This window comes from Flavobacterium sp. (assembly GCF_025352015.1).
In the GTDB taxonomy this organism is placed as follows: Bacteria; Bacteroidota; Bacteroidia; order Flavobacteriales; family Flavobacteriaceae; genus Flavobacterium.
Genome location: NZ_JANXUG010000066.1, coordinates 1 through 14,494 on the forward strand (window position 1 = coordinate 1; position 14,494 = coordinate 14,494).

Annotated in this window: 13 protein-coding genes; 8 read left to right on the forward strand and 5 right to left on the reverse strand. The window is 35.5% G+C overall.

The genetic code is table 11. The annotated features are described in order from the left end of the window. Positions 1-90: 90 nt before the first annotated feature. The 5 genes from Q0Q96_RS06500 to Q0Q96_RS06520 all read right to left on the reverse strand — a co-directional run bounded on the left by Q0Q96_RS06500 (position 91) and on the right by Q0Q96_RS06520 (position 6,837). Complete coding sequence (locus Q0Q96_RS06500) at positions 91-513, reverse strand: acyl-CoA thioesterase (RefSeq protein WP_293872427.1); 423 nt, start codon at positions 511-513, stop codon at positions 91-93. Between the two features lie 199 nt (positions 514-712). Next, the gene (locus tag Q0Q96_RS06505; RefSeq protein WP_293872428.1) at positions 713-2,293 is read right to left on the reverse strand and encodes an FMN-binding glutamate synthase family protein; all 1,581 of its coding nucleotides are present in this window, start codon (positions 2,291-2,293) and stop codon (positions 713-715) included. Beyond that, positions 2,290-3,876, reverse strand: coding sequence for an AMP-binding protein (locus Q0Q96_RS06510; protein ID WP_293872429.1), 1,587 nt, complete (start codon positions 3,874-3,876; stop codon positions 2,290-2,292). The genes Q0Q96_RS06505 and Q0Q96_RS06510 overlap by 4 nt, the downstream gene beginning before the upstream one ends. 9 nt (positions 3,877-3,885) lie before the next feature. Continuing rightward, positions 3,886-6,174, reverse strand: coding sequence for an FAD-dependent monooxygenase (locus Q0Q96_RS06515; protein WP_293872430.1), 2,289 nt, complete (start codon positions 6,172-6,174; stop codon positions 3,886-3,888). A 57-nt stretch (positions 6,175-6,231) separates the two neighbouring features. After that, the gene (locus tag Q0Q96_RS06520) at positions 6,232-6,837 is read right to left on the reverse strand and encodes a flavin reductase family protein (protein WP_293872431.1); all 606 of its coding nucleotides are present in this window, start codon (positions 6,835-6,837) and stop codon (positions 6,232-6,234) included. Positions 6,838-7,015: 178 nt separating this feature from the next. Here Q0Q96_RS06520 and Q0Q96_RS06525 point away from each other — a divergent pair, with 178 nt between their 5' ends. The 8 genes from Q0Q96_RS06525 to acs all read left to right on the forward strand — a co-directional run bounded on the left by Q0Q96_RS06525 (position 7,016) and on the right by acs (position 14,426). Beyond that, a complete protein-coding gene (locus Q0Q96_RS06525) occupies positions 7,016-8,128 on the forward strand; it encodes an FAD-dependent oxidoreductase (RefSeq protein WP_293872432.1) in 1,113 nt (370 codons plus the stop codon). Next, the gene (locus Q0Q96_RS06530; protein ID WP_366069095.1) at positions 8,125-8,850 is read left to right on the forward strand and encodes a methyltransferase domain-containing protein; all 726 of its coding nucleotides are present in this window, start codon (positions 8,125-8,127) and stop codon (positions 8,848-8,850) included. Before Q0Q96_RS06525 ends, Q0Q96_RS06530 begins: the two co-directional genes overlap by 4 nt. A 3-nt stretch (positions 8,851-8,853) precedes the next feature. After that, positions 8,854-9,906, forward strand: coding sequence for a type III polyketide synthase (locus Q0Q96_RS06535; RefSeq protein WP_293872433.1), 1,053 nt, complete (start codon positions 8,854-8,856; stop codon positions 9,904-9,906). Between the two features lies 1 nt (position 9,907). Beyond that, a complete protein-coding gene (locus Q0Q96_RS06540; protein WP_293872434.1) occupies positions 9,908-10,336 on the forward strand; it encodes a FabA/FabZ family ACP-dehydratase in 429 nt (142 codons plus the stop codon). A 27-nt stretch (positions 10,337-10,363) separates the two neighbouring features. Then, on the forward strand, positions 10,364-11,632 hold the full coding sequence (locus Q0Q96_RS06545; protein WP_293872435.1) for a beta-ketoacyl-[acyl-carrier-protein] synthase family protein: 1,269 nt from the start codon (positions 10,364-10,366) through the stop codon (positions 11,630-11,632). A 5-nt stretch (positions 11,633-11,637) separates the two neighbouring features. Further along, complete coding sequence (locus Q0Q96_RS06550; protein ID WP_293872436.1) at positions 11,638-11,892, forward strand: acyl carrier protein; 255 nt, start codon at positions 11,638-11,640, stop codon at positions 11,890-11,892. After that, positions 11,889-12,392: a 4'-phosphopantetheinyl transferase superfamily protein gene (locus Q0Q96_RS06555; protein WP_293872437.1), complete on the forward strand. Its 504-nt coding sequence runs from the start codon at positions 11,889-11,891 to the stop codon at positions 12,390-12,392. Before Q0Q96_RS06550 ends, Q0Q96_RS06555 begins: the two co-directional genes overlap by 4 nt. A 126-nt stretch (positions 12,393-12,518) precedes the next feature. Further along, positions 12,519-14,426 carry an acetate--CoA ligase gene (acs, locus tag Q0Q96_RS06560; protein ID WP_293872438.1) on the forward strand — a complete coding sequence of 636 codons (1,908 nt, stop codon included), beginning with the start codon at positions 12,519-12,521 and terminating at the stop codon, positions 14,424-14,426. The last annotated feature ends 68 nt before the right edge of the window (positions 14,427-14,494 follow it).

Genomic DNA, 14,494 nt, shown 5'->3' on the forward strand with positions numbered 1-14,494 from the left:
GTGAAGACATCTTCGCACTTTGTTTCTTTTACGAGGAATTGACCTCCTCTTGTTTTGTCGCTCATGACTTATTATTTTAAATTTTGAATTTTAAATTATGAATGAAGATATTTTGTTTTTCATTTCCTCATTAAAAGGTTCTGCTTTAATGTTATTTCGGTCTTCGGCAATGGCTACGTTTACTAATGTTACTTCACCTTCCATGCAGGTTTTTCCTTGTTCGTCTTCAAAGAGGAAACCACAAGTTACAGATGCTACACCCAGCTTTATCACCCAAAGTTTTTTGGTTAAGGTTTCTCCTAAGCGTACCGCTTTTTTGAATTGTACTTTCAAATCCACCGTTGGAATTCCGTTAGTCTCATGAATTTTTGAAAACGGACGCTTTAAAGCTTCTTCGAACCAATCTTCGACCAAGTCGTTTAGCATTTCTAAAAATCGCGGATAGAAAACAATCCCTGCAAAATCAACATGCTTGAAACGGATTTTTTCCTGTTTTGTGAAAGTTTGGTTCATATTCTTTATGTTTTGCCACAGATTAAACTAATTAGCACAGATTTTTAAATTAATTACTTATCGTTGCAAATATGTTTAGCCCGGATAGTAGTGGAAATCCTTTTTATTGTTTTGAAAATAATCATCTCCACTGCGTTCTATGTCACCAAACAATAAAAAGATTGTAACGAATAGCGGGAAATAGCTCCCGAAATAAATCCTAAAATTTCTCTACCGAAGCTTTCCTCCAAAAGTACAAAAAATCTAAAGGAACGGTGCCTTCATTTAGCAAACAACCATTATCTAATTCGGGATATATTTCGTAGAAAGTTTTGACTTGTGTTCTATCGATGCGGGTACTGACGACTGTTCTGTCAACGTCATCTGGGTGTTCAATTCCTGCCGATGCCATCAAATCCATCGCACTTTTTACAGTTTCCTTTTGGAATCGGGCAACTCGAATACTTTTTTCTTCGGGAACCAAGCCTTTCATCAATCTTTCATCTTGTGTCGCAACTCCAGTCGGGCAAGTATTGGCGTGACATTCCAAAGCCTGGATGCAACCTAGGGCAAACATCATTCCGCGGGCAGAATTGCACAAATCGGCTCCTATAGAAAGGTTTTTGATAATATCGAAACCAGTAATGACTTTGCCACTGCATATAATTTTGATTTGATTTTTGATTCCGAAACCATTCAGAGCATCGTAAACAAACGCCAACGCTTCGCGCAATGGCATTCCCACATGATCTGAATATTCTTGTGGCGCCGCACCAGTTCCGCCTTCGCCGCCGTCAACAGTAATGAAATCCATATATGTTTTGGTTTCCACCATCGCTTTGCAAATGGATAAAAACTCCGATTTATTTCCGATGCAGATTTTCATTCCGATGGGTTTTCCGCCGGAACCTTTTCGCAGTAATTTAACAAAATCCATCAATTCCAATGGCGTTGTAAATACTGAGTGTGTTGGTGGCGAAACAATATCGTGACCTTTCGATACCAGTCGGATTGCCGCAATTTCGTCGGTTACTTTTTCTTTGGGTAAGATTCCGCCATGTCCAGGTTTGGCACCTTGCGAAAATTTTATTTCAATCATTTTTACGTTATCCAAAGTGGCTCTTTCGACAAATTTATCATAAGAAAATTTACCATCATCAGTTCGGCAGCTGAAATATCCAGTTCCAATATTCCAAACGACATCGCCACCTTGCAAATGATAGGGAGATAATCCGCCTTCGCCAGTGTTATGGTAAAAACCTCCTTGTTTTGCTCCGTTATTTAAAGCTAAAATGGCATTCTTACTTAATGCACCAAAACTCATTGCGCTAATATTAAATAGACTCGCATCGTATGGTTTTTCACATTGGGAAGAGCCAATCTTAACGCGTGGATTTTCATTTACATTCGAAAATGAAATCGCTCTGATGCTGTGATTTATCCATTCGTAACCTTCGTTATAAACATCTAGTTGTGTTCCGAAAGGTTGTGAATCGATCGCTTTTTTACTGCGTTCGTAAACTAAATTTCTTTGCAAACGATTGAATGGTTTTCCTTCTAGATCGGTTTCTACAAAATACTGACGCATTTCTGGACCGAGGGATTCCAATAAATAGCGCATTCTTCCCAATAGCGGAAAATTTCTGCGTATGGTATGAATAGATTGGTACATATCATATAATCCCATTAGAATTAACGGAATGAATAGTAATAATAGGAAACTGAATTTCCAATTGATGTAAGTCAATATGCCAATTATGGTTAAAGATGTTATGGCAAAAAGGACGAATACTTTTCTCATGATTTTAGTTTAAATCTTTGGATTTTTCCAGTTTCTGTTTTGGGTAATGTTTCGGTAAAATAAATTATTCTCGGATATTTATATGGAGCAGCTACTTCTTTGAACCATTGTTGAATATGGTTTTTCATATTGTCGGTAGCTTTATGTTTTTCTTTGAGAACAATATGCGCACAAACCAACATTCCACGTTCTTCATCGGGCAAACCAACTACAGCACACTCCAAAATATCTTCGTGTGATAAAAGTACGGATTCTACTTCAATTGAAGCGATATTATAACCCGAAGAAATTATCATGTCATCTCCACGGGCTACAAACCAAAAATAACCATCTTTATCCTGACGAAAAATATCGCCGGTGATATTCCAGCCTTTTTCAACATATTCTTTTTGCTTCTCGATTCGGTTTAGGTATTTGCAACCAGTGATTCCTCGAACGACTAATCTTCCGGGTTCATTTGTTGGAACTTCATTTCCTTTCACATCAATAATTTTGGCTTCATAGCCAGTAATTGCAATTCCCGTCGCACCGGGTCTCATGTTTTCTTCGTTAGAGGAAATGAAAATATGGAGCATTTCGGTAGCACCAATTCCGTCGATGATTTTAAATCCGGTTGCGTCGTACCAATCTTGCCACACTTTTAAAGGAAGTGTTTCTCCGGCTGAAACACATTTGCGTAAGCTGGAAATATCAAATTCATTTACTTTTGAAGTAATGATACGCCAGGCGGTTGGTGCCGTAAAACAAATAGTAATTTTATGTTCTTGAATCGCTTTTAGCAACATTTCAGGCGTTGGTTTTTCTATAAGGAAAGTGGACGCCCCGAAATACATCGGAAACAATACCAATCCGCCTAAACCAAAAGTGAAACCTAATGGTGGACTTCCCGTGAAAATATCTTTTTGCGTCGGCTGTAGTGAAAAAGATGGAAATGCTTCGCAAATGTTTAATATATCTTTGTGATAATGCGCTGTCATTTTTGGCAAACCTGTTGTTCCTGATGTAAATCCGATTAAGGCAATGCTGTCTGATTTTGAATGATAATTGGTAAATTTTTTTGGTTTGGACTGCATCATTTTTTCGAGTTCATCGTAAAAAGAAGTTTGTTTCAGAAAATCAGATTTCACCAGATTCATTTCGTCCTGCAAAATTTCGGCACATAAGGCGTGTGAGATTTCGGCACAATCAATAATGGTGGTTAATTCTTTCGAGCGAAGTAGCGGCATTGTGGCAACAACAATTCCACCAGCTTTTAAAACGGCAAACCAACACGCCACCATCATAGGATTATTGGCAGAACGAATCAATACCCGATTTCCCGACTGCAATCCTAAATCATCAACTAAAACGTGGGCAACTTGATTAGCCTTTTCATATAAATCATTATAGGTCCAGGTGGTTTCAAATGTTCTGATACACGGATTACTGCCGCGATTTTCCCTGATGTGATTGTCCAATAATTTATCGACACAATTCAGCATTTCAGGACGATTAAACTGTGGTGAATCCAAAAAAACATAGTCAGGCTGCAAGACCAAACTTGGTAAATTATCGTGAGCAAAATTGTCTGTGTAATGCCTCATGATTTGAAATTATTTTTTATTGCTCTTCGGTTTTAACGCTATTTTCATGTTTTCTACTTGTTTTCTTTCTGCAGCTTTAAGCGGATATAAATGTGAAATTCCCATTTTATACTGATTCGGAATATCAGTAGTTTCAAACTGCTCGAAAGCTTGTGCATTTCTAACAAAATTAGCATCGATCAATAATGGTCTGCCTAATGCGACTAAATCTGCCTTTCCGTTTAGAATAATGGTGTTGATTTGATCAATATCTTGAATGTAACCAGCCGTGATTGTTGGAATATGAACGGTATTCCGAACGAAATCAGAAAACGGTGTTTGCCACATTCTGCCGGTTTGTGGTTTTTGATTTGCAACTGTATTTCCTGTTGAAACGTTGATGATGTCTGCTCCAGCATTTTTCAAAGCTGTGGCAATAGTCAAAACATCTTCTTCTGAAATTCCGTTTTCTGCCCAATCGGTTGCGGATATTCTAACCGACATTGGTTTCTCTTTTGGAAAAACATTTCTCATTTCGTTGAAAACTCGTAAAGGAAATTTCAAACGGTTTTGGATGCTTCCCCCAAATTCGTCTTTTCGGATATTTGTTAAAGGCGATAGGAAAGAAGCTAATAAAAAGCCGTGATGCGCTTGTAATTCTATCAGGTCGAATCCAGCTTCGTTCGCATTTATTGCAGCTTGTACAAATTGGTTTGTAACTATATCCATATCAGTGGGAGTCATTTCTTTTGGAGTAGAAAAATTGTTGTTAAATGCCAATGCCGATGCTGAAATTAATTCCCATGGATTTTGAAGTGCTTCACTTTCCCACGGTTTTTTTGTTGCTCCTTTTCGACCCGAATGACCAAGCTGAATCCCGATTTTTGTTTGCGTAGTTGCATGAATAAAATCAGTAATTGATTTCCATTTAACTAATTGTTCTTTAGCATATATTCCTGCACAACCTAAAGTGATACGACCTATTTCTGAAACAGCTGTCATCTCCACTATAATCAATCCGATACCGCCAGTTGCCCGGCTTCCGTAATGTATCAAATGCCAATCGTTGACCAATCCGTTTTTGGCCGAATATTGTCCCATTGATGACATTACGATTCGGTTTGAAAGCTCTAAATTTCTTAAATTGAATTTATTAAATGCTGGTGGCATTTCCACTGCGCTCGATGTGCCAGAATTAAATTCAGATAAAACTTTATCAGTAAACGATTGATCTCTTAACCGCAAGTTTTCATAAGTTACTTTTTTTGAACGCGTCATGCATCCAAAAGCAAATTTATAAAACGGATGTTTAATGTATCTGTCCATATTTTCAAACCATTCAAGCGACACATTAGCAGCATGTTGAATCATTTCAACTGTATTTCTTCTTGATTTTTCGTAGTGTTCAAATGCTGCGTTTTTATCATTCGGAAAGGCAACAATGGCATCAGATAAGGCTATGGCACTTTCCATCGCCATTTTTGTTCCCGAACCAATAGAATAATGAGCTGTAGCTTTAGCATCTCCTAGTAAAACAATGTTGTTTACATGCCATTTTTCATTGGTTATATTTGGAAATTGCCGCCAATGTGATTTATTAGTAATTAATGAATGTCCTTCTAATTCTTCTTTAAAAATTTCCGCAATTTTATTGATGGTATCTGTTTCATTGGTGACTTCGAAACCTGCTTTTAGCCAAGTTTCGTTCGAACATTCAAAAATCCAAGTGCTTCTACCTTTTTCGTACTGATAGGAATGTGCTACAAAAGTTCCGAATTCGGTAATTCTAAAAAAATAGGTAAAATCATTTAGGGGTTTTGTAGAACCACACCATACAAAACGGTTTTTTTGAAGTTCAATTTTAGTTCCAAAATCATCTTGAAATTTATTTCTTATCGCACTTGAAATTCCGTCACAAGCCACAATAATGTCCGAATCTGAAAATTGAGATAAGTCGTCAACATTATGTTCAAAATACATTTTTATTCCTTCTTCGACGCATCTTTGTTGTAACAATTGCAATAAAGTTTTTCTTGAACATCCACAAAATCCGTTGCCAGAAATGTTTACTTTTTCACCATTGCATGCAATTACAATATCATCCCAGTAGGCAAATTTATCTCTAATTAATTCATACGATTGCATATCGCGTTTCAAGAATTCGCCCAATGTTTCATCAGAAAAAACCACTCCAAAACCAAAACTATCATCCGCTTTGTTGCGTTCATAGATGCTGATTTCACAACTTGGAATTGCCTTCTTTGTCAGTATAGAAAAATATAATCCGCCTGGGCCGCCGCCTATTATAGTTATTTTCATTTCGTCATTTAAAGGAACAAAGCAATCTGTTCCTGATTATATTTTTTGTAGAGTTTGTTATCCTCTTTTGACAGAAAATAATTCTCCCATTTTTGCATAATTTGAACCTGCCAATCGGGAAATCGGTTTGTAATATTCTAAATTTATCTTATAATTATCAAATAATACTGAATCGTCAAAGTGCATCATAACTATGCGTCCAATAAGGATACATGCGCCTCCATTTTTATGATTTTCAAGAAAATAATGATGCACTAGCTTACATTCAAAATTAATTGGGCTTTCTTTCACGCGCATTGGTTTTATTTTCATTGAAGCAATGGGTGTAACACGAGCCAATTGAAACTCATCTACATCAGCATGAACAGACTGCGCTGTTATGTTCATTTGTTCGGTCAAAGATTCAGTGACCATATTAACCACAAATTCTTTGTTTGCCAAAACATTATTGAGTGTATCTTTAGTGGTATTATTACCTATTCCGCTAGAAAACATGAGGTGCGGAGGGTCATCGCCAACAGCATTAAAATAGGAAAACGGAGCAAGGTTATTAATTCCGTTATCGTCAATAGTCGAAATCCAACCTATGGGTCTTGGAATCACAGATCCTGTTAAAAGTTTGTAAATTGCGGTATGCTCTAATTCGTTTGGGTCAAATTGCATAATGTTTATTGTTTACCACAAATTAAAGCAATTTTTTTATTTTTTTTCGTAATAATAATTTTTGACCACACGCTCACAACAATAACAACACTTTTCGATAAAAATAAATGATTATAATGATTTTAATTTAAGAATAATATAACACTTTATCAAATGTATTTTTTAAATTTACTTCGATATGAAAAGAAAGGATATTATTATAATTGGTGGCGGTTTAGCTGGTTTAACAGCGGCACTACACTTACTTCAACACGGATTTGAAGTAGTTATTTTCGAAAAAAATGCATTTCCAAAACATAAAGTTTGTGGCGAGTACATTTCAAATGAAGTGCTGTCTTATTTTAAATCATTGGAAATAGACGTTGCATCATTACATCCTAAACACATAAATAAACTTATATTTTCTTTGGTTTCGGGTAAAATAATTTCAGCAACTTTACCTTTGGGTGGTTTTGGCGTAAGTCGTTACGCTTTAGATAATTATTTATACAAAGAAGTTTTACGAAGAGGTGGAGTTGTATTGAAAGAAACGGTTATTGACGTATTTTATTCTGATAATATTTTTACTATCACCTCTCAAAATGCTGTTCATACTACAAAAGTAGTTTTGGGTGCATTTGGGAAGCGCTCCAATCTAGATGTTAAATTAAATCGTAAATTCACACAAAAACCATCCAATTGGTTGGGTGTAAAAGCACATTATAAAGTAGATTTTCCAGATGATATAGTAGGATTACATCATTTTGACGGGGGTTATTGTGGTGTGTCAAAGGTCGAAAATAATTTGGTTAACATTTGTTATTTAAGTAGTTATGAAACATTCAAGAAGTACAAAAATATTCAAGAATATCAACAGAAAGTAATGGGTAAAAACCCACATTTAAAAGCTATTTTTGCAGAAGCTGTTATGGAATTTGACAAGCCGTTGACGGTAAGTCAGATTTCTTTTGAATCAAAAACTTCTATTGAAAACCATATGTTGATGATTGGAGATACTGCGGGATTAATTCATCCGTTGTGTGGTAATGGTATGGCGATGGCAATTCATAGTGCTAAATTAGCAGCTTTGGCTGTGATTCCTTTTATGGAAGGAAAATGGTTGCGAAACGAAATGGAACAACAATACTCAAGAAATTGGAACTTTAATTTCAGAAAGCGTTTAAAAATTGGGAGAATATTAAGTTACTTGTTGAAGCAAGAAATAATAGCTCCATTAGTGATGAAAATTGTTACAGTTTTCCCTTTTGTTTTGACAAGTATAATAAAAAACACCCACGGAAAACCTATATGATTTGGATTAATACACAACAAAGAACGCATCAATTTGAGATCATGGATGATTTTGCTTTAGAGGGCGAAGTACTTCGAGAGGCTTTAGATAAAATTGCCAGAATTAATCAACTTCTAGGAGGTAACAAACTAACGTTACAAGGGGTCAAAAGTCTGATAAAGTGTGTTGCTATTTCAAAAGAGTTAACCATTGTTGATGTAGGTTGTGGTAACGGCGATATGTTGAGAATCTTGGCGAATTATGGAAAAAAAAATAATCTAAATTTTCGTTTAATAGGAGTTGATGCAAATAATTTCACCATTAATCATGCTCGTGATTTATCTGCAAATTATGCTACTATTACGTATCGAAATGAAGATATTTTTGAGCAATCATTTCAAGAGTTACGTTATGATATTTTATTGTGTACGCTCACGTTGCATCATTTTAACAACGAACAAATAATAAAATTATTAAATATTTTTAAATTAAATTCTAAGCTCGGAATAGTAATCAACGATTTGCAGCGAAGTCAAGTTTCCTATCGTTTGTTTCAAGCGTTATGTTTTGTTTTTAAATTAAACAAAATGTCGAAAGAAGATGGATTAGTTTCTATTTTACGAGGTTTCAAAAAAGATGAATTGGTTGCCTTTTCAAAACAACTTGGCTTCAAAAAATACACCATTTATTGGAAATGGGCTTTTCGTTATCAATATATTATCAAAACAAATTTGAGCAACTAAAACATGAGTGTAAAAATAATAGCTGTAGCCAAAGAGTTGCCAAAATATTCTCGAACAACTGCTGAAATACTTCCGTTTCTTGAGGCATGGCTTTTTGGTCAGGAAGAACGTTTTATTCGCAAAGTAAAAAAGATTTTTGAAGGCGCAATGGTCGATAAACGGTATTCAATTATGGATCCCGTAGAGGTTTTTACCAAAACATCTTTTGAAGAACGAAATTCTATTTATGTCCGCGAAGTAATTGCTTTGGGCCAAAAAGTGTTGACCAAAACGCTAAAAAAAGCCAACTGGAATCCCACCGATTTAGATTATATAATCACCGTTAGTTGTACAGGAATTATGATTCCGTCGCTTGATGCCTATTTGATAAATTCCTTAAAATTAAAGCAAGACATCGTTCGACTTCCCATTACCGAAATGGGATGCGCTGCTGGAATTTCTGGAATTATATACGCAAAGAACTTTTTGCAAGCCAATCCAGGCAAACGAGCAGCAGTTATTGCGGTCGAAAGTCCAACGGCTACTTTTCAGCTTGACGATTATTCTATGCCAAACATTGTTAGTGCAGCTATTTTTGGTGATGGTGCTGCTTGTGTATTGCTTTCTTCCCATGAAGACGATCATGGAGCAAAAATTCTAGCCGATGAAATGTATCACTTTTATGATTCTATTCACATGATGGGATTTCAATTGACTAATTCAGGTTTGCAAATGGTTTTGGATATTGAAGTTCCCGAAACTATAGCGTCCCATTTTCCTGATATTATTCATCCATTTTTATCAAAAAATAATTTAAAAATTGATGATATTCAACATTTGATATTTCATCCCGGAGGAAAAAAAATTGTGCAAACAGTTGAAGATTTGTTTTCTGATTTGGGTAAAAATATTAATGATACCAAAGAAGTACTACGTTTATATGGAAACATGTCGAGTGCCACCGTCTTATATGTTTTAGAAAGAGTGATGGAAAGCCAACCCAAAAAAGGTGAAAAAGGATTATTATTAAGTTTTGGTCCAGGTTTTTCGGCTCAAAGAATTTTAATTGAATTTTAAAATGTACCACGATATTTTAACCAAATTGCCTTATGCAAAGCCATTTCTTTTTGTAGATAAATTGAGGCATTTAGACGAAAATGGTGTAAAAGGAAGTTTTACTTTTTCTTCCGATTCTGATTTTTATAAGGGTCATTTTAAAGATAATCCGGTAACTCCAGGCGTTATTTTGACTGAAACTATGGCGCAAATTGGCGTTGTTTGTTTGGGTATTTATTTACTGGGAAATAATTTTAATAGTAACACCAAAATAGCTTTAACTTCATCCGAAATTGAATACTTTAAACCAGTATTTCCTGGCGAAACAGTAACTGTTATTTCAGAAAAAATATATTTCAGATTTGGTAAATTAAAATGCAAAGTAAAAATGATAAATTCTAAAAGCGAAGAGGTGTGTTCTGGAACAATTGCTGGGATTGTCAAAATCTAAAATCGTTAATCTTAATTCGATAATCAATTGAAAAGAGTAGTCATAACAGGACTTGGTGTTGTCGCTCCAAACGGAGTTGGACTAGCTGCATTTACCAATGCCATCAAAAATGGTGTTTCTGGAATAAAGCATGATGCTGAACTAGAAAGGCTGCATTTTTCTTGTCAAATTTCGGGAACTCCAGAGATTTCACAAGAATTAAAAGCACAGTATTTTTCCGAATTGGAATTGCGTAATTTTAATTCCACAGGTATTTTATATGGAGTAATTGCCGGAATGGATGCCTATAAAGATGCCGGATTACTTATAGAAAATAATGAAAACCCCGATTGGGATTCTGGGACAATATTTGGCACAGGAACTTCGGGTATTGAAAAATTTCGTGAAAGTATTTATAAAATTGATGATTTTCAAACCAGAAAACTGGGAAGCACCGCTGTAGCTCAAACTATGAATAGTGGTGTAAGTGCATATCTTGGTGGAAAATTAGGACTAGGAAATCAGGTCACGACCAATTCTTCTGCATGTACTACAGGAACCGAAAGCATTTTGATGGCGTATGAAAGAATAAAGCTTGGACAAGCATTTCGTATTATTGCAGGAAGTACGAGCGACAGCGGCCCCTATATTTGGGGCGGATTTGATGCAATGAAGGTTTGTACTTTTAAACATAATAATTCACCAGAAAAAGGTTCAAGACCAATGTCGGCAACAGCTTCTGGATTTGTGCCAGGAAGTGGAGCAGGAGCTTTATTACTCGAAGATTTAGGAAGTGCTTTGGCACGTGGTGCACGAATTTATGCCGAAGTCTTGGGTGGAAATAGTAACTCTGGTGGACAACGCGGTTCAGGAACCATGACGGCTCCAAATGGCGTTGCGGTTCAAAAATGTATCATAGATGCGTTGCAAAATGCAGCAATTTCAGCGCGCGATATTGATGTCATTAACGGACATTTAACCGCCACAAGTAAAGATAGTTTTGAAATACAAAATTGGAGTGAAGCTCTGCATCTAAAAGGGTTGGATTTTCCTTTTATCAATTCATTAAAATCAATGGTAGGACATTGTTTATCAGCAGCGGGAAGTATAGAAAGTGTGGCTTCGGTATTACAAATTTATGAAGGATTTGTTTTTCCCAATAGTAATTGTGAAGATTTAAATCCCGATATTACAACTATTATTGACCCCTCTAGAATTCCCCAACAATTGATAAAAAAAGAGATTACTATCTTGGCCAAAGCAAGTTTTGGATTTGGGGATGTAAATGGATGTGTAATTTTTAAAAAATACAAATAAAACTAATGGATAAAGCAGCAACAATAGAAAAATTAAAAGGGATTATAAAACCTTTCGTAAAAAATCAAGAAGCATACGATGCATTAAATGAAAACACTGATTTTATTACTGATTTAAATATCAATTCTTCCAATTTAGTGGACATAGTTTTGGATGTTGAAGAGACATTTAAAATTGATATCGATAATGAATCTATGGAGAAGATGCTTACGATTAAGGCGGCATTAGCCATAATTGAAACCAAATTAGCTCAAAAGTGATTGGAAACGACATTATAGATTTAACACTAGCGCAACAAGAAAGTAATTGGAAACGTACAGGTTTTGTAGAAAAAATATTTACACCATCAGAACAAGTACTTATTTCAACTGCTAATAAACCTGAAATAATGGTTTGGTATTTATGGAGTTTGAAAGAAGCAGTGTATAAAATTTATAATCGTCAGACACTTATTCGAGCTTTTATGCCATTAGAATTAGAATGTTTTGACATAACTATGAAGAATAAGAAGAACTACGGAAAAGTACGTTGCTTAAATACAATTTATTACACCCAAACTGCAATTACCACAGAAAGTATTGACACCGTAGCGGTTCTCAATAGCAAAGACTTTGAAAGAATTAAAACTTTAGATAATACTGTTTCTGTTAAAAAAACTAATGGAATTCCGAATTATTATTGCTCTGATTCTTTGTCTTTTAAGCCATTTTCCAAAAGCCACCATGGGAGGTTTCAGCGCATCGTAGCTTTGATGGATTAAGATTAAATATTCTTTTCTGGTAATCCTTGAATTTTTTTCAAGCTTAAATTAGATGTCAATGTAATAATGTTATCATACTTTAATGATTATTGTTTATTTTTAACTCAAAAAAAAATAAATTACAAAATGAGCTACTTCAAAATACTCAATTTAGAACACTATTTTAAAATGTATAAAAAATCGGTTCGTGAGCCTAGAAAGTTCTGGGATAAGATTGCCGATGAAAACTTTACATGGTATCAAAAATGGGAAAAGGTTTTTGAAGTGAATTTTCAAGAAGCTAGTTTCAAATGGTTTGTCGATGCCAAAGTCAATATTACCAAAAATTGTATCGACAGGCATTTAGCGAGACGTGGCGATAAAACTGCTATTATTTTTGAACCTAACAATCCCCATGAAAAAACACTGCACATAACCTATAACGAGCTTTATGACAAGGTTGCGCGAATGGCAAATGTGCTTTGCGAGCAAGGTGTTCAAAAAGGAGACCGAGTTTGCATTTATTTACCAATGATTCCCGAATTAGCTATTGCTACTTTGGCTTGCGCCCGAATTGGTGCAGTGCATTCGGTTGTGTTTGCAGGATTTTCTGCTTCGGCAGTAGCAGCTAGAATCAATGATTGTGAATGTAAAGTGATCATTACTTCTGATGGAGGTTTCCGAGGAAACAAAACAATTGATTTAAAAGAAATTATAGATGAAGCTGTCGAAAAAACACCTTGTGTAGAAAAAGTTTTGGTAGTGAAAAGAACTAATACTGAAGTTACTATGAAATCAGGTCGCGATATTTGGTTACAACCTTTATTGGATGCTGCCCTTCCAAACAATGTTGCCGAAATCATGGATGCTGAAGATTCGTTATTCATATTATATACTTCGGGTTCAACAGGAAAACCTAAAGGAATGGTTCACACCACAGCAGGTTATATGGTTTACACGGCCTATACTTTTAAAAATGTCTTTGCCTATGAAGAAAATGATATTTTTTGGTGCACCGCCGATATAGGATGGATTACCGGGCATTCTTATATTCTTTACGGTCCATTATTAAACGGTGCGACAACCGTAATTTTTGAAGGAGTACCTTCTTATCCTGATTACAGTCGATTTTGGGAAGTAATAGAAAAGCACAAAATAACACAATTCTATACAGCACCAACTGCAATTCGTGCTTTGGCAAAAGAGAGTTTAGATTATGTACAGCGTTTTCCGATGAAGTCATTGAAAGTGATTGGCTCTGTTGGTGAACCTATAAACGAAGAAGCGTGGCATTGGTACAATGATCACGTTGGTGGAAAACGTTGCCCGCTCGTAGATACTTGGTGGCAAACAGAAACGGGAGGAATTATGATTTCCCCAATTCCGTTTGTAACCCCAACAAAACCATCGTATGCTTCATTGCCATTACCCGGAATACAACCTGTTTTAATGGACGAACTGCGCAACGAAATAGAAGGTAATCAGGTTACAGGAAGTTTGTGTATTAAATTTCCTTGGCCAGCTATTGCGAGAACGATTTGGGGAGATCATCAACGGTATAAAGAAACTTATTTTACTGCTTTCCCGGGTAAATACTTCACAGGTGACGGGGCTTTGCGCGATGAAGTTGGTTATTATAGAATTACAGGTAGAATAGATGATGTTATCATCGTTTCAGGGCATAATTTGGGGACGGCACCTATTGAAGATTCCATAAATGAGCATCCGGCTGTTGCTGAAAGCGCTATTGTTGGTTTTCCACACGAAATAAAAGGAAATGCATTATATGGTTTTGTTATTTTAAAAGAAGTCGGAGAAACCAGAAACCAGGACAATTTAGCTAAAGAAATAAACCAATTAATTTCGGATCAAATTGGTCCAATTGCAAAGTTGGATAAAATTCAATTTGTTTCAAATTTGCCAAAAACCCGATCTGGAAAAATCATGCGCAGAATATTGAGGAAGATTGCCGAAGGAGACTTTAAAAATTTTGGAGACACATCCACTTTATTAAATCCAGAAATTGTAGCGGAGATAAGGGACGGTAAAGTATAATATTTAAAAAGAGTTCCTCTAAAAGAAAAATTTCCGATTGATCCGTTTATAATAGCTCTATAAATGAA